Below are 22,167 nucleotides of genomic sequence, written 5' to 3'. Positions count from 1 at the left end.
CGCCATCAACGCGGCCTTCCGCGCAAGTGACCGCGCAGGTCAGAACCAGGTGCGTATTCCCGCCACCGCCGCCGTGCCGCGCACAGCCTCGCCGGCGGCGCGTGCATAGCGCGCCGTCCGCCCGGCCCTCCCTTCCCATGACACGCCGACATAGGGCGCGAATGCCCGCCGCACCTCATAGCGAAGGCGCAGGCCCAGTTCGGCCATCGAAAGGCCATGGCCGATCGCCTGCTCGCGCACGTCCTGCGCCGCCAGATTGAGCTCGACGCGTGGCTGGAGGATCAGGCGCTGGGTGATGCGCTGGTCATACCATGCCTCCACCCGGCCGAGCAGATCGCCCTTGTCGGAAAGGAACAGGCTGCCCTCCGTCTCGAACCAATAGGGGGCCAGCCCCTCGATCCCGATCACGGCATAGGTGCGCCGGGGGCCACGCCCCAGATCCTGGCGGATGCCGGCCTGGAGATCGTGATAGGGCCCGATCGCGCGCGAGAAGAGTGCCTGCGCCTCTGCCGCTTCCAGCGATCGGCCGAACCGGCCCTCGCCCTCGCTCTTCACGACGAAGCGGTTGATGTCACCGCCCCACCAGCCCTCGGCATCCCAGCGATAGCCCTCGCGGCCGCGCCGGGCCTGTATCTCGGCCAGATTGAAAAGGATCTGGTGCAGCCGCATGCCGCCATGCTCGCGCCGCAGATCCGCGCGCGCCGCCGCCATCGCACCGGCATCGTAAAAGGCATCGGCGGCATGATCCGCAGGCGCGGCCGGCGCGGGCGCGGCGTCGGCCGACACAGGCAGGTCCGTCCCGGCGGGAGCGGGCATGGATGCGGGGGCGGCGGCCGGCTCGGACAGGACGGGCGCGGAGTCCCCCGTTGGCGTCGGCGTCTGTTCCTGCGTGGACGCGGGCGGGGGCGCCGGCTTTGATTTCCGTGTCGGCTTCGGCTTCGATTTGGGCGGCTGTACTTTCCCGGTGGCGGGAGCCGCCGGCGATGCGTTGCCATGCTGATGGCCGGACATGTCCATGCCTTGCATCGTCATGCCCGGCATCATCATGCCGTGCGATCCGTGCTGCATCTGCATGGTGGACTGGCCGTGGCCCCTGCCCGTTATCAGCAGGGCCGCCAGAAGCGTCGCCACTCCGCGCCCGCTCATGCCGCCGCTCCCGGCCGCACCGTGACGACCTGCATCATGCCGGCATGCATGTGATAGAGCATGTGGCAGTGGAACGCCCAGTCTCCCACGGCATCGGCCGTGAGATCGAAGGTGACGGTGCCGCCCGGCTGGACGTTCACGGTATGCTTGCGCGCCGCATGATCGCCCTTGCCCGTGACCAGTTCGAAGAAATGGCCGTGCAGGTGGATCGGGTGGTTCATCATCGTATCGTTGACGAGCGTGATGCGCACCCGCTCGCCGGCGGTGAAGGCTATGGGTTCCTTCACCTCATTCAGCTTTAGCCCGTCGAACGCCCACATATAGCGTTCCATGTTGCCGGTGAGGTGGATGCGCATCGCACGGCCGGGCGCACGCACATCGGGATTGCGCTCCAGTGCCGCGAGATCGGCATAGATGAGCACCTTGTGCCCCACGTCCGCAAGGCCCTGTCCCGGCTCGCCGGTCCGGTCCGCCGGCATCGGTGCGATCGTCTGGACGCCGGGGCCAAGCGGCAGGGCCGGTGCGTTTCGCCGGTCGCGCATGCCCATGTGCATCTCCGGCATCGGCGCGTCCGGCATCGGCATATCCGTCATATCCGTGTGGGACATGCCCTTCATGTCATCCCCCATGGCGGACATATCCATGCCCATGTCCCGCATCGTGGCGAGCGGGCGGCGGCGGAGCGGCGGCGCCGCCGCGGCAAGGCCAGGCCTCGGCGCGAGCGTCGCGAAGGCCATGCCGGAGCGATCGATCGCCTCGGCCACCAGGCCATAGGCACGATCGTCGGCCGGCGTGACGATCACGTCATAGGTTTCGGCATTGGCGATCTGGAATTCCTCGACCGCGACGGGACGCACCGGGATGCCATCGGCCGCGACGACCGTGAGCGTCAGGCCGGGGATGCGGACGTTGAAGATCGTCATCGCCGCCGCATTGATGAAGCGCAGCCGCACGCGTTCGCCCGGCCGGAACAGCGCCGTCCAGTTGTCCGCCGGGCCGTGGCCGTTGACCAGATAGGTATAGGTGGATCCCGTCACGTCCGAAATGTCGGCCGGGTCCATCCGCATCCCGCCCCATGCGAACCGGTCACGCCCCTTCTGGTCCCGCCCGGCCCATTGCCCGGCGAGAGTCTGCTTCTGATAGTTGAAATAGCCGCCCTGCTGCTTCAGCCGGGTGAAGATCTTGTGCGGGTGAAGCGGGCTGTGATCGGAAAGCAGGATCACATGCTCGCGATCATGGCCGATCGGATCGGCGGCGGCCGGATCGATGATGATCGGGCCATAATGGCCGATCTGCTCCTGCAGCCCGGAATGGCTGTGATACCAGTAGGTGCCCGCCTGCCGCACCGGAAAGCTGTAGCTGAAGCGGGTGCCCGGCCTGATGCCCGGAAAGCTCACGCCGGGCACGCCATCCATCTGGAAGGGCACCAGCAGGCCATGCCAGTGGATCGAAGTATCCTCGTCGGGAAGATCGTTGATCACGGTCAGGCGCACATCCTGCCCCTCGCGCAGGCGCAGCAGCGGCCCCGGCACCATATCGTTCAGCCCGATGGCGTGCATGTCCCTGCCATCGATGCGCAGCATGCGGTGGGCCACGCGCAGCTCGATATCCGTGCCTTCGAGTGCGGGCGACGACGGCGCCAGCCCCGGCGAGACAGGCGCCGCCCAGGCCGGCCAGAAGGGCGCCAGCAGCGCCGCGCCGCCCGCCTTCAGCACATGCCGCCGTCCCAGTTCCGCCGCGCCGCGCGCCATCCGTGTCCGTATCATGCAGGCTTTTACGCGCGGCGCGCGATCAGCCCTCGCCCAGCAATGCGGAAAGGTGTGCTCGGGCGCGATAGAGGCGGGTTTCCACGGCCTTCTCGCTGATCGAAAGCGTGCGTGCCGTCTCCGCCTGGCTCAGGCCCTCGATCGCGCGCAGCAGCAGCGTTTCACGCAGCCGTTCGGGCAGTTGCGCGATCGCGGCCCAGACGCGCTCGAGTTCGATCCGGCCGGCCGCCACCGTCTCGGGCGAGGGCGCGTCGTCAGGAACCGTCTCTGCCGCCTCCGCATCGCCGAAGCCGAACAATCTGCGGATGCGGCGGCGGCGATGCCAGTCCCGGCTCCGGTTGATCGCGATCCGCGCGAGCCAGGGCCGCAACGGCAGCGCCGGATCGAAGCGCGCGAGATGGCGCCATGCGCTGGCAAAGGATTCCTGGACGAGATCCAGCGCCGCATCCTCATCGCCGATATGGCCACGGATCAGGCGATAGAGCGGCTCGCGGTGGCGCCGCATGATTTCCCGGAAGGCATCGTCGCGGCGCGCGGCCGCCAGAACGACGAGCGCCCCATCGTCGAGCGCCGCGAGATCGTTGCTCACCGCCCCGGATCGGTCAGGCTTCCGGCCACCGCCGCATCGAAGCGCGCGATCTGATCGGCCCGCAGCAATTTGCGGATCGCGAAGATGTGCGCCACCGTTTCCTTCTGGAGCGTCCCCATCGCGACATGGGATGCGTTGATCGCGGCGGCCACTTCCGGGCCATAGCCATGTTCGCTCTCGATCGCGGCGGCGAGCCGGGCATTGTCCGCCCGCATCTCGGCCTCCAGCGCGGCCCGCCGTGTCGCATAGAGCCGCTCCAGCACCTCCAGCTTCCGGCTCTGCCCGGCATCGAGATCGAGGCGATCGTGGAGAAGGCTGTGCAGTTCGGCGCCCGGCTCCCGGCTCGCCGGCCAGATCGCCCGCCCGACGCCGACACCCGCCACGGCCGCGGCGAAGACGAGCACCAGCGTCGCCACGAGAACGAGCCCTCGATTCACGGCGTGCTGTCGAGCAGGGTGGAAGGCGCCAGCATGGTCGGCACGAGCATGGAGGCGCCTCGGTCGGGATGGCCGGTCGGGATGGCCGCCCCCGCAAGGCCCGCCAGCGTCGCCGTGCCGATCGCCGCGATCATGCCCTTGCGCATGCTGCGTCCGGCGCGCGCATCCTCGGCGATCCGCGCGAACACACCTGCCTCCACCTCATCCAGCCCGGGATGCGCGGCGGATGCGGCCAGCCTCGCCAATGTGTCGTCGATCGTCATCTCTGCCTCCGCACGGGATCATACGCGCCCGGCAGGCCCATCCCTCATCCCGGCGCCCCGAAGCGCGCCGGAAGCGGATGGCCCGCCGCCGCGCATTCTGCCCGCGGGCGCCATTCTGACAATGGCGTTCGTGCGGAGAGCTATCCCGCCTGCGTCACGCCATCGAACAGTGTGACGGTCCGGCCGCCGACCCAGACCTGCCCGTCACCGTCCCGCGAGACCGGCACCCGGCCCGTCCGCCCCAGCCGCGTGCCCTGCGCGGCCGCATAGGCGCACGTCACGCGGCCGCTTTCGAACAACCACTGGCCGATCGAGGCGTTGAGGCTGCCGGTCACCGGATCCTCGATCAGCGCGCCGAACGCATCATTGAAGATGGCGCGTATCTCGAACGCCGCATCGCCGCCTGCCGTATGCGGCCCGACAATGCCGATCGCGGTCGGCCGGTCATGATGGCGCATCGGTTCCACCGCGAGCACGGCTTCGGCCGAGGGCAGCAGGATCGCGATCCAGCCGGGCCCATTATCCACCCAGCGCGCATCGACGATCGCCGCGGGATCGATCCGCAGCACCGCGCAGGCATCCCCGATCTCTTGCCGGGTGGGGCGATCGCCGCGCAGCAGGGGAGGAGCGGCGAAGGCCAGTTGCCCGCCATCGCTGCGGACGCGCACCAGCCCCGCGCCGCATTGCTGCACGATCATCTCCTCCGCCGCCGGGCGGCCTCCCGCCTCGAGCCAGGCGTGGCAGCTTCCCAGGGTGGGATGCCCGGCAAAGGGGAGCTCGTGCGCGAGCGTGAAGATCCGCACGCGATAATCGGCGCCGGGCATCGTCGGCGGCAGCAGGAAGGCGGTTTCGGACAGATTCAGCCAGCGCGTGATGCGCTGCATCTCCCCGCTCGAAAGATCATCGGCCCCGGCGATCACCGCCAGCGGATTGCCGGTGAAGGCGCCGGTGCCGAAAACGTCGACCAGCCTGAACGGATAAGCCATACCCGCCCCTCCTCAGGGGCGCTGCGCATAAGCGAGGCGCAGCGCCGGATCGCCGATGCGCGCCACTGCATCCGCCATGCCATCCTTCCAGCAGGCCGACTGGCGGGTCGCGGCCTTCACCTCGCGCAGGCTGAAGTCCGAAGCGCCGCAGACTTCCAGCAAGGCGCGATCGATCCGCACCAGCACGCGCCGTGCGGCCGCCGGCGTGGCGGGATGGCGATCGAGGCGTGCGATCCGCACGGTGGCGGTGGCCGTGCCCGCTTCTGGCTGGCGGGCAGCCGCCGGCGCGACGAGGGCCAGCCCGAACAGGGCGAGCACGAACGGGTGGGCGGGCGTCTTCGGGTTCATCATCATTCTCCTCCGGCGCGGCAGATGCGCCGAAGGGGCTGGCGGGAACAGGGACGGACAGGTACGATATCGATAAACTGTACTGCCCAATGAAAGAGTACGATCAGGATGAACGACGGCGGAGACACGCGCATCGGAATGGTGATGGAAGCCGTGCGCCACCGGATCGAGCGGCGGACGCTGACGCCCGGCGCGCAGCTTCCCTCCGTCCGTGCGATGGCGGGCCAGACCGGCTTTTCCAAATCGACCATCGTGGAGGCCTATGGCCGGCTTTCGGCCGAAGGCGTGATCCGCCCGCGCGCCGGATCCGGCTTCTATGTCGCGGCCCCGCTCGCCCCGCTCGCGCTGGACAGGATCGGGGCGGCGGTGGAGCGCGAAGTGGATCCGCTCTGGATGCTGCGCCAGTCGCTCAACGGGCGCGCGGGCGCGATCCTGGCCGGCTGCGGCTGGCTGCCCGACGATTGGCTGCCGGGCGATGCGCTGCGCAAGGCGATGCGCGCCGCCGCCCGCATCGACGCGACCGAGGCGCTGACGGCCTATGCCACCGCGCAGGGCCCGCTCCCGCTGCGCGCGCTGCTTGCGCGCAGGCTGGCCGATCAGGGCGTGGATGCGTCACCGGATCAGATCCTGCTCACGGACAGCGGATCCCACGCCGTGGATCTCGTGTGCCGCTTCCTGCTTTCGCCCGGCGATACGGTGCTGATCGACGATCCCTGCTACTTCAATTTCCTGGCGCTGCTGCGGGCGCATCGCGCGAAGGTGGTGGGCGTGCCGATGACGCCGCACGGGCCGGATGTCGCCGCCTTCGCCGCCGCCGTCGCCGAACATCGCCCGCGTTTCTATCTCACCAATTCGGCCGTCCACAATCCCACCGGCGCCACCCTCTCCGCCCCGATCGCGCACCGGCTGCTCAAGCTTGCCGAGGCGCACGATCTGATCGTGGTGGAAGATGATATCTTCGCGGATTTCGAACATGTCACCGCGCCGCGACTGGCGGCCTTCGACGGGCTGGAGCGCGTGATCCGCATCGGCAGCTTTTCGAAATCCGTCTCGGCGGCTGTGCGCTGTGGCCATATCGCGGCCAAGCCCGCCTGGATCGAGGCGCTCACCGATCTGCGCATCGCCACGTCCATGTCCGGCAATCCGCTCTCGGCCGATCTTCTCTATGCGGTGCTTACCGACAGCAGCCATCGCCGCCATATGGAGATGGTGCGCGCGCGGCTCAGTTGCGCCACCGCGCGGACGCTCGCGCAATTGCGCGCGGTGGGCATCGAACCCTGGATCGAGCCCGCCGCCGGCCTGTTCGTCTGGGCGCGCCTGCCGGAAGGCATGGATGCCGTGGCGCTCGCCCGCCGGGCGCTGGAGGAGAATATCGTGCTCGCGCCCGGCAACGTCTTCAGCCCTTCCGGCGCGTGGGGCGATCATCTGCGCTTCAATGTCGCGATGAGCGAGGATGACCGGATCTTCGCCTTCCTCGCCCGCGCCTGCCGCGAATAGGGAGGGCCGGCCCATCGCCGCCCTCCCCGCGCCGCCGGAGACTATTCCGCCGCGCCCTTCGCGATGATCTCCGAAGCTTCCTTGCGCCCCTCATCCGGCTTGATCTCGCCCGAGGCGATATCGTCCGCGATGAGCATCAGTTCGTGCCCGGTGACCGAGCCGTTGTCCGCCTCCTCGCCGAGGCGAAGCCCCTGCCCCTTCGCGATCGCCTTGTCCCAGTCCGCGCGCACCGATGCCCAGTAATCGGCGGTCTTCGCCCAGTAGGTTTCGGCCGCCGCGATCGGGAAATCGCGCGCGGGCACATAGGAGTTGATCACCACTTCATGGACGAAGGTGGCGTCCGTGCCGTCCTTCGGCCCGATCTTGGCATTGTCCTGCTCCTGCACCCAGCCATCGGGTGTGAGCGCGTGACGATTGGTGCCGAGATAATGATCGTAGGGCGGATGGCGGGTCGCGTCGCGCCGCGCGAGCGGGCGGCGCGTCTCCTCGCTCATCCAGCGCGCGACGCCATCGTCATAGCGCCAGCGCCCGATCGCGCCGTAACGCGGGCTGTCGTCCGTCTGCCACACGGTCTGCGACCAGTTCCCCTGCGCCTCGGCCGCCGAAAGCGGGCGCAGCGTCCAGCGGCCCGGGCCTGTATAAACGAGCACGGATTTGGGCTGCCACGTCCAATCCTGTCGCCAATGCTTGATGACGAGCGGCTTGGCGGTGCCCGTATCCACCACCAGCAGATGCTGGAGGATGATGTGGCCGGGCGTGTCGAGCACGGCCTTCACCACCTCATGCCCGCCACTGATCTTGGCCTCATAGGGCTTGTAGCCGGCGACGAAGGGCACCGTCTCGCGCATGTCGAACGTCACCTTGTAGGTGCCGGCCATGCGGAGGATCGAGGCATGGTCGCGCGCTTGATCGGCCTGTGCCGCGCCGGGACCCGGTCGGGCCGAGATGATCGCAGCGGGGCAGACGGCCAGCGCGAGCGCGGCGGCGATGAGGGGGGAACGGATCATCCTGTTGCTCCGGATCACAGCGAGAAGCTCAGCGAGGCGCCCGCCTTGCGGCCGGGCTGCGAGAAGGCGTCCTTGATGGTGGAATTGGAGGCGAGGCCGCGCACGTCGCTCCACCAGAAATATTTCTTGTCGAAGATGTTGAAGAGGCCCGCGCGCAGCGTCGCCCTGTCGAAGAGGCGATAGGAAATGGTCGCGTCGAACACCCAGAAGCCGGAAGGCGTGAAGCAGCTCGTCGTCGCCGTGTTGCAGCTGTTGTTGGTGCGCGACAGCTTCTTGCCGGCCGAATGCGTGGCCATGATCTGGCCGCTGAACGGCCCCTCGTCCGGCCGGTAGAAGACGCCCGCGACGATCTTCACGGGCTCCACGCTGTCGAGCGGACGCGATCCGGCAACGCCGGTCTGGCGCACGCTGCCCTTCGCATAGGAGAAGGCCGCCTGCGCGCCGAAGCCGCTGGGATGACGATAATCCCCCTTCGCCTCCAGCCCGTGAATCTTCACCCGGCCGAGATTCACATATTGATAGACGGCCGGATCGGCGGCGGTGAAGGATCCCCGGATCTGGATCTGATCGATGAAGTTCCGGTAGCGGCCATTGAAGGCCGTGGTGCTGACGGACCAGCCATCGCCGTTCAGGCGCACGCCGCCCTCATAGCTTTCGCTCGTCTCGGGCTGCAGATCCGGATTCGGAATGGACTGATAATTCACGACGACATTGGCGAAGCCGTTGTTGATCTGGTTCGGCTCGGGCGATTTGAAGCCGCGCGTATAATTGGCGAACAGCCGGATCATCTCGGTCGCCTTCACCACCGCGCCGATGCGCGGCGTCACCTTCGATCCGCTCTGGCCGCGCGGCACGAAGGTGGTGAAGAGCGGATCATTCTTCGGATCCAGCCTGTAATGATCGTAGCGCAGCGACGGAAAGACCGTCAGCAGCCCGCCGCCGATCGAGATTTCATCCTGCACGAAGGCGCCGATCAGCGTGTTGTCAGTCGTCGGGAAGGCGCGCGTCGGATAGGTTTCGCCCACCGGCGCCACCGTGCCGTCGCGCACGCCCGTCTGGCGGTTATGCGCGTAATCGGCGCCATAGACGAACAGATGCTCGATCGCGCCGGTCGTGATGCGGCTCTCCAGTTGCAGCATGCCGCCATAGATTTCGTTGCGGAACCTGTTGATGCGCGTGCGATCGGCGGCGGTGTTCCGGTCCTCATAGGCATCCTGAAGGTTGCTGCTGCGCTGGTAGTAGCCGGCCGCGCGGATGCCGCTGACGAAGCCGTCGCCCTTGTAGCGATAGTCGATCGTGCCGCGGTTGCGCCGCGTCTCGTCGGTCGCGGAGAGGCCGATCACGGAGGTGGAGGTGAACGTCGGCTTGGCGATCGCGCTCAGCACGTTGGTATCCACGTCGGAGTCGAAATGCTCGTAGGTGAAGCGCAGGCGATGCGCGTCGCTGGGCGACCAGACGGCCCGGGCCAGCACGGCATTGGAGAAAGTGTCCTGCGGATTGGGCGTGGTGCGATCCGTATTGGCGGAATCGTTCGTGCCCTTGTTGTCGATCTCGTGGCCGTCGCGGCGCGTATAGGCCAGCATGGCCGAGACGGTGCCGCTCTTGCCGGCGACGACGAGGCTCTCGGCCCAGCTTTCGTCGCTGGCATCATAGCCGACACGCATGCCACCGCCCAGCGCCTGCCCCTCCTTCAGGAAATCGCCGGGATCCTTGGTGACGAAGCTCACCGCGCCGGCCACGCCATCGCTGCCGTAGAGCGCGGAGGCAGGGCCGCGCAGGATCTCGACCGATTTCACCAGATCCAGATCGACATAGTCGCCACGGCCCACGGATTGCGCGCCGAAGCTGAACGCGTCGGGCACGCGCACGCCATCGACCGTAATCATCACGCGATTGCCCTCGATGCCGCGAATATTGAATCCGCTGTCGCGATCGCGGCCGGTCGAGGCACCTGCGGCGGTGAAGCGGGCGGGCGCGCGGCGCACCGTGACGCCGGGCTCGTAACGGATCAGATCCTTGATATCGTTCACGAAGCGATCGGCGATCTGGCGTGCGTCGATCACGGAAACGGTGGCGGGCACATCCTCCACCGGCTTTTCGGTGCGCGTGGCCGTCACCGTGATCGTCTCGGCCGCATCCACCCCAGCGGCGGCATCGGCATCCGCCAGCCCGGCGGCATGGAGCGGGGCGCACAGCGCCAGAAGAGCCACGGGTGCGATGCCGGCGCGCAGATATTTCGTGTTCATCGAGGTCCCTTTTTCGTTGTCGGCTTGCTAGTGCGAGTCATTCTCATTAGCAAGCCGACAACGAAACGATCGGGACGAAGTGATGCGACGCTCCAGAACGGGACATATGACATGGGCGGCGGTGGTGGTGGCAGGGACGGGAATCGCCCTGGCCCTGACCGGGACCCCGGCCGGCGCACATATGCCCTATGTGCTGCCCAGCACCTTCGAAGCCGGCGCACGCAAGCAGGTGACGATCGAGGCGGCCTTCGGGGAGGATGCCTTCCGGCCGGAAATCGGCATGCGGGACGCGCCCTTCGAGATCACAGGACCGGACGGCATGACGACCCGGCTGGACACACCCGCCCTGCTCACGGACATGACGATCGTGGAAGCCCCGCTGGCGCGGGATGGCCTCTATCGCCTCTCGTCAGGCCAGCGGCTCGGCCGGATGAACAAGATGTATCGGGAGGGCGGCGCCTGGAAGATTGCCGGGGAGGATGGCGAGGTGCCGGCGGGTGCCGCGATCGTCACCGCGCAGAGCACCACCCTTGCCGACGCCTACGTGCTGCACGGCCGGCCCGGGAGCATGGCGGCACTGAAGCCGCGCGGTACGGCGCTGGAAATTCATCCGCTCGGCGATCCCAGCGCCTATGGTGCGAAGGAAGCCGCGACCTTCGAAATCCTCTATCGGGGCAGGCCGCTCGCCGGCACGCTCGTCACACTGTTTCGCGAGGCCGGCTATTATGACGGCACCAAGCAGGTGATCGAACTCAAAACGGATACGGCTGGCCGCGTCTCGCTCACGCCGCCCGATGCGGGCCGCTATCTGATGCTGGTGCGGCACCGGGATGCGGCACCCGCCGGGGCCGCCGCGCCCTATTACAGCTACACGGTCACGCTCGCCTTCCAGGCGATGTGACGCGCCCCGTCAGGAATCCAGGCGCAGGCGATAAATGTAGGTGTCGCCCCGGAACACGCCCTCGACATATTCCACCATCGGCCCGTCGCGCAGATAGGTGCGCCGCTTGATGAGCAGGCATGGCACCGCCTCCTCGAAACCGAATATGTCGCGTTCGGATTGGGTGGGCGGCGTCGCCTCGATCGTCTGGTCGCAATGGGCCGGGATCAGCCCCTCCGCCGCGAGCTGGCCATAGATGGAGCCTTCGAGATCGGCGCCCTCGAGGAAGGGCGCCGCATCCAGGCTGTACCACGCCGTCTCGCGCGAGAGCGGCACATCGTCTCCCAGACGAATGCGGACGAGGAAGAGGAAGCGTGCCGTCGACGGCAGGCCGAACAGCGAGGCCACCGAACGATCCGTGACGATGCGATGCTCGAGAACGCGGGTGGAGGCGGTACGTCCCAGCTCCGCCATTTCCTGCGTGAAGCCACGCAGCCTGTCCATTCCGGAACGCAGGCGGGCGGCCTCCGCCGGCACGATCGAGCCTTGTCGCCCCTGCCCCACGATCATCCGCCGTTCGCGCAGCATCGTGTAGCTCTGCTGCACGGTGGAGCGGCTCACTCCCAGATCCTCGGCCAGCTGCCGTTCGGAGGGAAGGCGCGTGCCACCGGTGATCTGGCCGGTGGTGATGAGTTCCGAAATCTGTTCCTCCAGCTGGAGGTAGAGCGACCGGGTGGATTCGTGATCGAGGCGGATCAGATGCTGCAATGGAACGGATCCTGCCGCATGCTCGTCACATCATCGGGGGAGGATTCGTGACGAGAAATAGGGGCGTCGTGCATGATGGGGGGCGTCTGGCTCGTCTATTGGGGAAGCGAGACTCACCTATAACAGAATCGCGGAGAGCGTGAACAGCAACTCACCTCTTTTCGTGATCGGCAGTTTCGTCGCGGCGCTCTCGATGAAGGTCGCGCGGCTGCCCGTTCCTGGCCAGTCCCTGCTGGGCGAGGATCTGCTGCTGGAAGCAGGCGGCAAGGGCCTGAACGTCGCGATCGCCGCGCGCCGGCTGGGCGCCCTGGTCGACGGGATCGTCGCGATCGGCAGCGACAGTTTCGCGCCGATGGCGGTGGAGGCGCTGGCGAAAGCCGATCTGCCCGAAGACATGCTGGTGCGCTTCGCCGGGCCGAGCGGCACCGGCGTCGGCCTGATCGACGCGCATGGCGAGAATATGATCGCCGTCTATCCCGGCGCGAATGGCCTGCTTTCGGCGCGCGAGGCGAAGGCCGCCGCCGCCCGCATCGCCGCCGCGGGCGCGGTGATCGCGCAATATGAGGTGGGAGACGAGGTGATCACCGCCGCCTTCGCGATCGCGCGCGCGGCGGGCGTGCCGACCATCCTGAACCCCTCGCCCTATCGTCCGATCCGGGCAGACATTCTCGCGACGACGGACATGCTGGTCGTCAACACGACCGAGGCGGCGGCCCTGATCGCGGAACTCGCCGCGCCGTCGACCGAAGGAAGCGGGGGCTTCGCATCCCTTGCCCACGCGCTGTTTGAAAATGGGATCGAGACGCTCGTCGTGACGCTGGGAGCCGAAGGCGCGCTCCTGTGGCGGCGCGACGGCACGCATCTGCGCCAGCCCGCTTTCCCGGTGGCGGCGGTGGACGCGACAGGCTGCGGTGACGCCTTCCTTGCCGGGCTCGTCGTCGCGCTCGCACGGACGGGCGATCCGCAGCAGGCGTTGCGCATCGCTTCGGCCTGTGGCGCGATCACCTGCGGCCGGATCGGCGTGATCGATGCCCTGCCGGACTGGACGGGAGCGATCGCACTGGCCGATCCGCCACGGCCCTGACCGGCGGCACGCCTACAGGGAACGCAGGCTTTCCGCCGGCCGCGTCGAAAGCAAAGCGCGGTTGCCGAGCAGGCCCACCGCCAGCGTCGTCAGCGTGGCCGCGCAAAGCGTCGCCGCCACGGCCCAGCCGCCCGGCGACCAGCCCAGCGCGAAGGTCTGCGTGACGACATACCAGCCGCCAATCCCGCCCACGATCAGCGCGATGCCGGCGAGCAGGGCGGACAGCAGGATATATTCGAAGGCCTGGACGAGCAGGATCTGCCGCCGGCTCGCGCCCAAGAGCTTCAGCACGACGACATCGTAGCGCCGGCTGCGACCGGAGGCGGCGATCGCGCCGATCAGCACCACGATTCCGGCGGCGACCGTCACCGCCGCTGCCGTGCGGATCGCGATCGTCAGCCGGCCGAGCATTTCCGCCACCTGCCCGATCACGTCGCCGGTGCGGATCATCGTGACGGAGGGCAAGGCACGCGCGACCGCATCGGCGATGCGCCCGTCGCGATCGGGCGGCGCATAGATGCTGGCGAGCAGGCTGTGCGGCGCCTCCTCGATATAGCCGGGCGAGAAGATCAGCGCGAAATTGATGCCGAGCCCGCCCCAGTCGACCTGCCGGAGCGCCGCGATCCGCGCCGGCACCTCCACGCCCAGCACCGCGACGGTGATGCTGTCACCCACCTTCAGCCCCAGCGCCCTGGCGCCCGCCTCGTCCATCGAGACGAGTGGCGGCCCGCGATAGGAAGCGGGCCACCACCGGCCGGCGACGATGCGGTTGCGCGGCGGCACCGAGGCGGACCAGGTGATCGTCCGATCGCCCCGGATCAGCCAGCTGTCCGGCGCCGTCTTCATGTCCGCGATGCGAACGCCCTTGAGCCCCACGATCGATCCGCGCAGCGAGGGCACCACCTCGATCCGCGCGCCGGGCGTGGCATCCGTCACGGCCCTGCGAAACACCCCCGCATCTTCCGGTTGCACGTCGATCGCGAAGAAGCGGGGCGCCTTGGCCGGCGCCACATCGGCCAGTTCGCCCGCCAGGCTGGTATCGACGATGGCGAGCGCCACGAAGAGCGTGAAGCCGAGCCCCAGCGCGACCGTGAGCCGATCGGTCTGCGCGCCGGGCCGGTGCAGGTTGGTGAGCGCGAGGCGCAGCAGGGGATGGCGCGGCCGGGGCAGGCGCACGAGCACCCACCGTATCCCAAGACCGAGCAGCCACAGCCCCAGCAGCAGCGCCGCGACCGCCCCCACGAAGCCCAGGGCGATCCAGCGATCGCTGGCGGTGAGCACGGTCAGCGCGACAAGCATGGCCAGCAGCAGCGCCATTCCCGCGAGCACGGATCGCGTGGGGCGGCCCGCCGGCAGCAGGGCATCGCGCAACAGCGCGGCCGCCGGCACGGATCGCGCGCGCGACAGGGCCGGCAAGGCGAAGAGCAAGGCGATCAGCAGGCCGAGCGCGGCAGCCACGGCAAGGGGTTCCGGATAGAGAGCAAGGCGCGGCGGCACGGGAAGCGCCTCGCCCGCCACCGCCGCGACGATCCACGGCACCGCCGCGCCCAGCGCCAGCCCGGCCAGTATGCCGATCGCGGCCGTCAGCCCCAGTTCGATCAGGAAGAGGGACGCGATCGTCGCCGCCCGCGCGCCCAGCACGCGCAGCGTGGCGATCATGCGCGTCTTGCCCGCGAGATAGGCGCTCACTCCGCTGCCCACGCCCACGCCGGCGATGACGAGCGCGGCGAGCCCGACGAGCAGCAGGAACTGGCCGAGCTGGCCGATGCTGCGGCGAAGCGCGTCGGATGCCTGATCGGGCGTGCGGGCCGTCCATCCGGCGCTGGGGAAGCGATGCACGAAATCCTGCCCCAGCCTGCCCGCATCGGTGCCGGGCGGCAGCAGCAGCCGATAGCGGCTTTCATAGAGGCTGCCGGGCTGGATCGTGCCGGTCGCATCCAGCCCGGCCATGTCCACGATCACGCTCGGCCCGAAGGCGAAGCCCTGCCCCAGCGCGCCCGGCTCCTCCGCAATCAGGCCGATCACCTTCATGCGCGCCGCGCCCAGCCGCATCCCGTCGCCCACATGCAGACCCAGCCGATCCGCGAGGACGGGCGCGATCGCCGCCTGCAATCCCTTCGGCCGTGGGCTCAGCGCGCCCGGCTGCAACCGCAGCGTGCCGACGAGCGGCCAGGCGCCGTCGGCCGCTTTCAGCGTGACGAGCACCGGTGCCGTACCGTCCGATCCCTGCGCCATGCTGCGCGTGGAAATGCTTTCGGAAAGGCGGCCGGCGCGCGCAAAAGCTGCGGCTTCCTCCACCGTGGCGCGGCGCTGCGACACGCGCATTTCCAGATCGCCGCCCAGCATCGCGCGGCTCTGCGCCTCGATCGCGGTGAGGATGCTGGCGGAAAGGCTGCCAATCCCGGCCAGCGCCGCCGTGCCCACGAACAGGCAGATCGCCAGCAGCATCAGCCCGCGCCCGCCGGCGCGAAGATCGCGCAGCGCCAGTCGCCAGGCGATCATGCCGTGCCGCGATCCGCGACGATCAGGCCGTTGGCCAGTTCCACGATCCGGCGGCAGCGCGCCGCCAGCGCCGGATCATGCGTGATGACGAGCAGGGTAGCGCCGGTCGCGGCGTGGCGTTCGAACAGCAGATCCATGATGATCCGGCCGGTCGCGCCATCCAGATTGCCGGTCGGCTCGTCCGCAAACAGCAGGGCCGGGCGCGGTGCCAGCGCGCGGGCGATCGCCACGCGCTGCTGCTCGCCGCCTGAAAGCTGGGTGGGATAATGGTGGATGCGGTGCGAAAGGCCCACCGCCGCCAGCTCCGCCTCGGCCCGCGCGAAGGCATCCCGCTCGCCCGCAAGCTCCAGCGGCACGGCGACATTTTCCAGAGCCGTCATCGTCGGCAGCAGGTGGAAAGCCTGGAGCACGATGCCGATCCGGCCGCGACGCGCCACGGCGAGCGCATCCTCGTCCATCGCCTCGAAGGCCAGGCCCGCCACGCGCACGCTGCCGCCGCTTGGCCGCTCCAGCCCGGAGAGCACCGCCATGAGCGAGGATTTGCCCGAACCGGACGGGCCTAGCAGCGCCACGCTCTCGCCCGCCGCGATCGTAAGATCGATACCGCGCAACACCTCCACCCGCGCGGGCGGGCGGCCCAGCGCCAGCGTGAGATGGCGCGCATCGACGACGATGCTATCGGGATCCCGGAATGGCGGAAGGAGCGAAGATGGCACGGCGCAAGGGATATGGAGCGGTTCGCGCTTTTGTCTATCTCCTCCTCGGCCTGATTGCCGGTTTTCCGGCGCGGGCGACCCCGGTCGCCCCCGTGATCTGGGCATTCGGCGACAGCCTCACCGCCGGCTATGGCCTGCCTCCCGCCGATGGCTTTCCCGCGCAATTGCAGGCGGGCCTCCGGCGCGGTGGCCTGTCCGCCACGGTGCGCAACGGTGGCGTCGCGGGCGATACCACCGCGCAGGGCAAGGCCCGGCTGCGCTGGGGCCTGCGCGGCCTCGGCACGCCGCCTGATCTCGTGATCGTGGAATTTGGCGGCAACGATATGCTGCGCGGCCTCCCACCCGAAGTGGCCGAGGCCAATCTGGATGCGATCCTGACCGAGCTGGGCCGCCGCCGCATCCCCACCCTGCTCGTCGGCATGCGTGCCGCGCCCAATCTGGGCGAGGCCTATCGCGCCAGGTTCGACAGCCTCTATGCGCGGCTCGCCGCGCGGCATCGCGTGGCCTTCTACCCCTTCTTCCTCGATGGGGTGGTGGGCCATCGCGATCTTTTCCAGGCGGATGGCATCCACGCCAATGCGCGCGGCGTGCGGATCATCGTGAGCCGCATCGCGCCGGCGGTGCGCAAGGCGCTGGCCGCCCCCCGTCCATAGAGACCGGCCCGGCTGGAGGGGGCCTGAGCCGAAGGTTGCCGATCAGCCCAGCGTCTTGTGAATGCCGGGTTCGCGCGGATCGAGCGTGAAGCGGGCGATATCGGCAATCGCACTGTCTTCCTTCAGCGCGTTGGCAAGGCCCCGGAACGCGACATCGCCGCCATCGGGGGTCAAGGTCGCGAGGCCATAGCCGCGCACCTCATTCTCCGCGAAGACAAGCCCGTTGGCCGGCGCCTGCTGCTTGAAGCTCGCATCGTTGAACAGCGAGGTGATCGATCCGCCGACGAACTCGGCGCCGATCGGCGCCGCATCGGGCCGCGCGGGATCCTGGATCGAATCGGCGGCGAAGGCGTGGATGTCGCCGCCGATCGAGAAGGGATTGGCGGTCCTCGCCTCGGCCCAACGGCGGAAGATGCGATCCCGCGCCACCGGATAGGTGGACCATGTATCGGCCGAAAGCAGCGGGCCCTTTTCGGGATGCGCGGCGTCGATCCGCCCCTGCCGGCGCATCAGCGTCTCCTGCGCGAGGATGTTCCAGCGCGCCTTCGTGGTGCCAAGCTGCCGCATCAGCCACTGTTCCTGCGCGCTGCCCAGCATCGTGCGGCCCGGATCATCGAGATCGGCGCAGGGCGGAACCAGCACCTGATATTGCTCGTGCCGCGCCAGCAATTCGGGCGGCTGGCAGGCGCGGGGGCCGCGATACTGGCGATCGTCGACGATCTGGAACTGGGCGAGCCCACCCCAGTCGACCGCCGTATAGAGCCGCATCGAAGGCCCCTTCGGCCGCGCCCACAGCGGCAGCGGCTGATGCTCGTAATAGGCCTGATAGGCGGCGGCGCGACGGAGCAGGAAGGCGCCACGATCGCCATTCTTCTCATCGAGATCAGCGGCATAATCGTTGGCCACTTCGTGATCGTCCCACGTCAGCAGCCAGGGTGCCGCCTGATGCGCGGCCTGGAGCAGCGGATCGCGCTTGTAGGTCGCGTAGCGCACCCGATAGCCGCCAATATCCTTCGGCTCCGGATTGAGGTGGAGGCGCACCGCATTCCTGGGATTGGGATCCGCCTCGTAGATATAGTCGCCCAGGAACACGACCAGATCGGGATCGTCGGCCACCATGTGGCGATAGGCGGCGTAGAAGCCCGCCTCATATTTCTGGCAGGAGGCGAAGGCGAAGCGGAAGCGATCGGGCATCACCCCCGCCGCCGGCGCGGTGCGCGTGCGGCCGACGGGGCTCGTCTCCCCACCCGCGATGAAGCGGTAATGATAGACTCGCGCCGGCCTGAGCCCGGCTGCCTCGACATGCACCGAATGGCCCCAGCCGGGTTCGGCGCGCGCGGTGCCCGATCGCGCGATGCGCGCGAAACCCTCATCCTCCGCCACTTCCCAGCGCACCGGAACATCGGCGGGCGGCATGCCGCCATCCGCCTCCAGCGGCTTCGGCGCCAGGCGCGTCCACAGGATTACCGATCCCGGCATCGGATAGCCGGATGCCACGCCCAGCGAAAACAGGCCGGGCGCAAGCGGCAGCGCCCCCTTCGCGCCGATCGCGATCAGCGCGGCGGATGCGCCCACGCCCACGATCAGGCTCCGGCGGGAGAGCGCCGCGATCTCGGATCCGGCGGGGGCGGCAATGTCATCCGGTGTGTGCATCGCATGGCCTTCGCAAGCTTCCATGTCCGTTCGGTGACAGGTGCGGGCAATTGCGGCCGGCTGCAAAGAAAACGTCATCGCTCCGTCACCGAAACATCGCGGGCGGGAGCTAGCGGACCCCATCTTCCAAGAAGGGGCAAAATGATGCGGAAACTCCTGCTTTCGGCGTGCGCGACGAGCGCCATCGCCTGTGCCACCGGCGCGCAGGCGCAGGCCGCGCCGGACGGCACCGACGATGCGATCGTCGTGACCGGCCAGCGCGCGCAGCAGGAGCGATCCATCCAGGTGAAGCGCGCGGCGATCGGCGTGCTCGATGTGTCCGCCGCCGACGAGATCGGCCGCCTGCCCGACAAGAATGTGGCCGAGGCGATCGAGCATCTGCCCGGCGTCGGCGTCACCTACGATCAGGGCGAGGGCCGCTACGTCGCGATCCGCGGCGTGCCTTCGAACCTCAACAATTATACGCTGAACGGTCTGGAGATCGGCAATCCCGACGGCACCACCCGATCGCTGCCGCTGGACATCGTTTCCGGCCAGATGCTGAACCGGATCGAAATCGCCAAGGTGAAGACGGCCGACATGGATGGCCAGGGCATTGGCGGCACCGTCAATCTCGTTACGCAGACGGCGTTCGACTTCAGGGATCGGTTCAACGTCGCGATCAGCGGCAAGGCCGGCTACCAGACGCTCAACAAGAAAGTACCCTATCAGGGCGATGCCACCATCGCCGGGCGCTTCGGATCGGATGAGCAGTTCGGCGTCGTGCTCGGCGGCAGCTATTCCTATCGCGATTTCGATAGCATGGGCTTCTATCCGGACAATTGGCGCCCGGATGCGCGGTTCGCGCGCGGGGGCGTGCCCGACAACATCAAATATACGCGCTATTCGCTCACCCGCGAGCGGATCGGCGGCACCGGATCTTTTGACTGGCGGGCGAGCGACACGCAGAGCTTCTACATTCGCGGCGTCTATTCAAAATTCACCGAAGATGAGGTGCGGCCGCGCTACCGGCTGGATTTCGCCACCTCCGCCCTCGCCTCCTCCTCCGCCTTCCAGCTCAATCCCGATGGGCTGACCGGCACGCTCACCGGCACGGGCGCGGAACGGCGCGAGGATCTGCGCCTGGATTACAAATCCAAATATCTGGCGACCGGCATGATCGGCGGCTCCACCGAACTGAGCCGCCTGAAGCTGGACTATGAAGGCGCCTACAGCCGCAATCGCACGCTGGATCGCTATCCGATCTGGCAGTTCCGCTGCAATCCGGGCACCGTAAACTTCGATTTCACCGACAAGGTCTATTCGGCCGCACCGGCCACGGAATGCTCGGCGAACCAGCTCCAGTTCCGCCAGTATCAGAAGTTCCATCAGGTGAACGTCGAGAAGATCTGGCAGGGCAGGATCGATGCCACCTATTCGCTCGACGGGCTCGGCGACGGCAGCTTCCTGAAGTTCGGCGGCAAATATCGCGATACGGATCGCAGCTTCGATCAGGACAATCCGACGTGGACGCGCGCCAGCGCCAGCGCCAATCGCTGGACGCTCGGCCAGTATGATCTCGGCGCGGCCGGCACCTGCGTCTATCCGAACAGCGCCGATACCGATCAATGCTATTATAACAGCCCGCTGTTCAACATCTCCGCGTTGCAGGCCTTCACCGATCAGAATCTGGGCGGCGCGCTGATGCCGCTGGATGCGGCGACCACGCTCACCAACAATACGGTTGCCGATTTCACGCTGAAGGAGAAGGTCGCGGCCGCCTATGTGATGGCGAACCTGAAGTTCGGCGCCGTCACGATCACGCCGGGCCTGCGCTACGAGCATACCAGGCTCGGCATCACAGGCTATCGCCTGCAGAATACGAATACCGTGATCCCCACCTCCAGCGACAACAGCTATGATGACTGGCTGCCCTCGCTGATCGTGCGGATCGAGCCCAGCCACGACACGATCTTCCGCTTCGCTTATTCGAAGAGCCTGGGCCGGCCGGAATATAGCACGCTCTCGCCCGGCGGATCGATCGACACGGTCAATGCCGCGCCCAACGTGGCGGTTTCGCTCGGCAATCCGGATCTGAAGCCCTATCGCGCCGACAATCTCGATGCGACGGCGGAATGGTATTTCGCCAAGGGCGGCCTGTTGAGCGTTGGCGTGTTCGCCAAGTTCATCCGCAATCCGATCTTCACCCAGACGACGGTGACGCTGAACGGCAGCTACAATGGCGTCACCTATCCGCAGGTCTCGATCAGCCAGCCGCTGAACGCCGCAAAGGGCGATATCGTGGGCATCGAGGCCCAGTATCAGCAGCAGTTCACCTTCCTGCCGGGCCTGCTCTCGGGCTTCGGCATTTCGCTCAACGGCACGCTGACCGATTCCACCCTGACCCTGCCGGATGGCCGCAAGTCGACCTTCCCCAGCCAGTCCAAATATCTCTACGGCGCGGAACTCTTCTACCAGAAGGGCCGCGTGGAGGCCTCGCTCGCCTATCACAATACGGGCCACTCGCTGCTCGCGATCGGCAGCCCCTCCTATAACGATCAGTATAATGACGATCTGCGCCGGCTGGATGCCAAGGCCAGCTTCGCCGTGTGGGAGAATGTCCGCCTGTTCGTGGAGGCGCAGAACCTGACGGACGAACCGACCCGCCAATATCAGGCCGGCAACAGGAATTGGGTGATCCAGAACGAACGCTATGGCCGCACCTTCTATGCCGGCGTATCGGCGAAGTTCTGATGCTGGCGCTTGCTCTTCTCCTCGCCGCCGCCACGCCGGAGCCGGGCACGCAGCCCGCGCCGGCGCCGCAGACGCTTCCGGCCGTAACGGAGGTCGCCCGCTTCAGCGCCGAGGAGGCGCGGCAGGGCGTCGTGGCGGATGGCAAATATGTCTATGCCATCTCCAATGCCGAGATCGGCAAATATGATCGGCGCACGCACGAACTGGTCGAAAGATGGCGGGGCGATCCCGCGCGCTTCCGTCACATGAACAGCTGCATCCTGGCAGGGCGGCAGCTGGTATGTGCCGCCTCCAATTATCCCGAAGTGCCGCAGGCCAGCTCGATCGAATGGTTCGATGCGGGCAGGCTTTCCCATGTCCGCACGCTTAGCCTGGGGCCGGGGCGCGGATCGCTGACCTGGCTCGATTGGCATGAGGGCAGCTGGTGGGCCTGCTTCGCCAATTATGCGGGCAAGGGCGGCGAGCCGGGCCGCGACCATCGCTACACGACGCTCGTTCGCTATTCGCCGGACTTTCAGGAGCAGGGCGCGTGGCTATTCCCGCCGAGCGTGCTGGAACGGTTCGCGCCCTATAGCTCTTCGGGCGGCGTGTGGGGGCGCGATGGCCTGCTCTATGTGACCGGCCATGATCGGCCCGAACTCTATGCGCTGCGCCTGCCGCCGGCCGGATCGATCCTCGAACATGTCGCCACCATCCCGCTGATGACGGACGGGCAGGCGATCGCCTGGGAAGAAGGTGCGAACCGGATCCTGTGGGGGATAGAGCGCAAGACCAGGGAAGCGGTGGCGGTGCGCGTTCCGGAAATGACGGGGCCATAGGGACTGATCGGCGGGGTGGAGCGCGCTCGCCGCGAAACCCGCCCGCACCCAGTCCGCTCGTCTTGAGCCTGTCGA

The 22,167-nt window shown here is 67.9% G+C and carries 19 protein-coding genes; 6 read left to right on the top strand and 13 right to left on the bottom strand.

From position 1 onward, the window contains the following. Positions 1–39: 39 nt before the first annotated feature. The 7 genes from DI605_RS14290 to DI605_RS14260 all read right to left on the bottom strand — a co-directional run bounded on the left by DI605_RS14290 (position 40) and on the right by DI605_RS14260 (position 5,535). Positions 40–1,146 carry a copper resistance protein B gene (locus tag DI605_RS14290; RefSeq protein WP_293975182.1) on the bottom strand — a complete coding sequence of 369 codons (1,107 nt, stop codon included), beginning with the start codon at positions 1,144–1,146 and terminating at the stop codon, positions 40–42. Next, positions 1,143–2,912, bottom strand: coding sequence for a copper resistance system multicopper oxidase (locus tag DI605_RS14285; RefSeq protein ID WP_293975179.1), 1,770 nt, complete (start codon positions 2,910–2,912; stop codon positions 1,143–1,145). The genes DI605_RS14290 and DI605_RS14285 overlap by 4 nt, the downstream gene beginning before the upstream one ends. Before the next feature lie 25 nt (positions 2,913–2,937). Continuing rightward, positions 2,938–3,501 (bottom strand): RNA polymerase sigma factor, encoded by a 564-nt coding sequence (locus tag DI605_RS14280; RefSeq protein WP_293975176.1) that lies wholly within the window; start codon positions 3,499–3,501, stop codon positions 2,938–2,940. Continuing rightward, the gene (locus tag DI605_RS14275; RefSeq protein ID WP_293975173.1) at positions 3,498–3,938 is read right to left on the bottom strand and encodes a periplasmic heavy metal sensor; all 441 of its coding nucleotides are present in this window, start codon (positions 3,936–3,938) and stop codon (positions 3,498–3,500) included. The genes DI605_RS14280 and DI605_RS14275 overlap by 4 nt, the downstream gene beginning before the upstream one ends. Beyond that, positions 3,935–4,201 (bottom strand): hypothetical protein, encoded by a 267-nt coding sequence (locus DI605_RS14270; protein WP_293975170.1) that lies wholly within the window; start codon positions 4,199–4,201, stop codon positions 3,935–3,937. Before DI605_RS14270 ends, DI605_RS14275 begins: the two co-directional genes overlap by 4 nt. A gap of 140 nt (positions 4,202–4,341) precedes the next feature. Further along, positions 4,342–5,187: a PhzF family phenazine biosynthesis protein gene (locus DI605_RS14265; protein ID WP_293975167.1), complete on the bottom strand. Its 846-nt coding sequence runs from the start codon at positions 5,185–5,187 to the stop codon at positions 4,342–4,344. Positions 5,188–5,199: 12 nt separating this feature from the next. Continuing rightward, entirely contained in the window at positions 5,200–5,535 is a 336-nt protein-coding gene (locus DI605_RS14260; protein WP_293975164.1) for a UrcA family protein, read from the bottom strand. A 108-nt stretch (positions 5,536–5,643) separates the two neighbouring features. On the opposite strand from DI605_RS14260, the gene DI605_RS14255 reads away from it, so the two are divergent. Further along, complete coding sequence (locus DI605_RS14255) at positions 5,644–7,032, top strand: PLP-dependent aminotransferase family protein (protein ID WP_293975161.1); 1,389 nt, start codon at positions 5,644–5,646, stop codon at positions 7,030–7,032. 41 nt (positions 7,033–7,073) lie between these two features. Here DI605_RS14255 and DI605_RS14250 read toward each other — a convergent pair whose 3' ends face one another. Further along, entirely contained in the window at positions 7,074–8,039 is a 966-nt protein-coding gene (locus DI605_RS14250) for a DUF6607 family protein (RefSeq protein WP_293975158.1), read from the bottom strand. Between the two features lie 14 nt (positions 8,040–8,053). Beyond that, complete coding sequence (locus DI605_RS14245) at positions 8,054–10,285, bottom strand: TonB-dependent hemoglobin/transferrin/lactoferrin family receptor (protein ID WP_293975154.1); 2,232 nt, start codon at positions 10,283–10,285, stop codon at positions 8,054–8,056. Positions 10,286–10,391: 106 nt separating this feature from the next. On the opposite strand from DI605_RS14245, the gene DI605_RS14240 reads away from it, so the two are divergent. Next, positions 10,392–11,186 (top strand): DUF4198 domain-containing protein, encoded by a 795-nt coding sequence (locus DI605_RS14240; protein WP_293975151.1) that lies wholly within the window; start codon positions 10,392–10,394, stop codon positions 11,184–11,186. A gap of 9 nt (positions 11,187–11,195) precedes the next feature. Here DI605_RS14240 and DI605_RS14235 read toward each other — a convergent pair whose 3' ends face one another. Beyond that, the gene (locus tag DI605_RS14235; RefSeq protein WP_293975148.1) at positions 11,196–11,933 is read right to left on the bottom strand and encodes a GntR family transcriptional regulator; all 738 of its coding nucleotides are present in this window, start codon (positions 11,931–11,933) and stop codon (positions 11,196–11,198) included. 139 nt (positions 11,934–12,072) lie between these two features. Here DI605_RS14235 and DI605_RS14230 point away from each other — a divergent pair, with 139 nt between their 5' ends. Continuing rightward, positions 12,073–13,017: a ribokinase gene (locus DI605_RS14230; RefSeq protein WP_293975145.1), complete on the top strand. Its 945-nt coding sequence runs from the start codon at positions 12,073–12,075 to the stop codon at positions 13,015–13,017. A 12-nt stretch (positions 13,018–13,029) separates the two neighbouring features. Here DI605_RS14230 and DI605_RS14225 read toward each other — a convergent pair whose 3' ends face one another. Further along, the gene (locus tag DI605_RS14225) at positions 13,030–15,519 is read right to left on the bottom strand and encodes an FtsX-like permease family protein (RefSeq protein WP_293975143.1); all 2,490 of its coding nucleotides are present in this window, start codon (positions 15,517–15,519) and stop codon (positions 13,030–13,032) included. Continuing rightward, positions 15,516–16,235 carry an ABC transporter ATP-binding protein gene (locus tag DI605_RS14220; RefSeq protein ID WP_293975141.1) on the bottom strand — a complete coding sequence of 240 codons (720 nt, stop codon included), beginning with the start codon at positions 16,233–16,235 and terminating at the stop codon, positions 15,516–15,518. The genes DI605_RS14225 and DI605_RS14220 overlap by 4 nt, the downstream gene beginning before the upstream one ends. On the opposite strand from DI605_RS14220, the gene DI605_RS14215 reads away from it, so the two are divergent. Next, positions 16,229–16,888, top strand: a complete 660-nt coding sequence (locus DI605_RS14215) for an arylesterase (RefSeq protein ID WP_293975138.1) — start codon at positions 16,229–16,231, stop codon at positions 16,886–16,888. The genes DI605_RS14220 and DI605_RS14215 overlap by 7 nt on opposite strands. A gap of 42 nt (positions 16,889–16,930) precedes the next feature. On the opposite strand, the gene DI605_RS14210 is transcribed toward DI605_RS14215, so the two are convergent. Continuing rightward, on the bottom strand, positions 16,931–18,541 hold the full coding sequence (locus tag DI605_RS14210) for an alkaline phosphatase D family protein (protein ID WP_293975135.1): 1,611 nt from the start codon (positions 18,539–18,541) through the stop codon (positions 16,931–16,933). Between the two features lie 144 nt (positions 18,542–18,685). On the opposite strand from DI605_RS14210, the gene DI605_RS14205 reads away from it, so the two are divergent. Together DI605_RS14205 and DI605_RS14200 are read left to right on the top strand one after the other, a co-directional pair. Further along, entirely contained in the window at positions 18,686–21,274 is a 2,589-nt protein-coding gene (locus tag DI605_RS14205) for a TonB-dependent receptor (protein ID WP_293975132.1), read from the top strand. Continuing rightward, complete coding sequence (locus DI605_RS14200; RefSeq protein WP_293975129.1) at positions 21,274–22,092, top strand: hypothetical protein; 819 nt, start codon at positions 21,274–21,276, stop codon at positions 22,090–22,092. Before DI605_RS14205 ends, DI605_RS14200 begins: the two co-directional genes overlap by 1 nt. The last annotated feature ends 75 nt before the right edge of the window (positions 22,093–22,167 follow it).

It is taken from the genome of Sphingomonas sp., assembly GCF_003248515.1.
In the GTDB taxonomy this organism is placed as follows: domain Bacteria; phylum Pseudomonadota; class Alphaproteobacteria; order Sphingomonadales; family Sphingomonadaceae; genus Sphingomonas_I.
The sequence above is the reverse complement of the archived record's forward strand: the minus strand, read 5'-3'. Positions and strand labels throughout refer to the sequence as shown.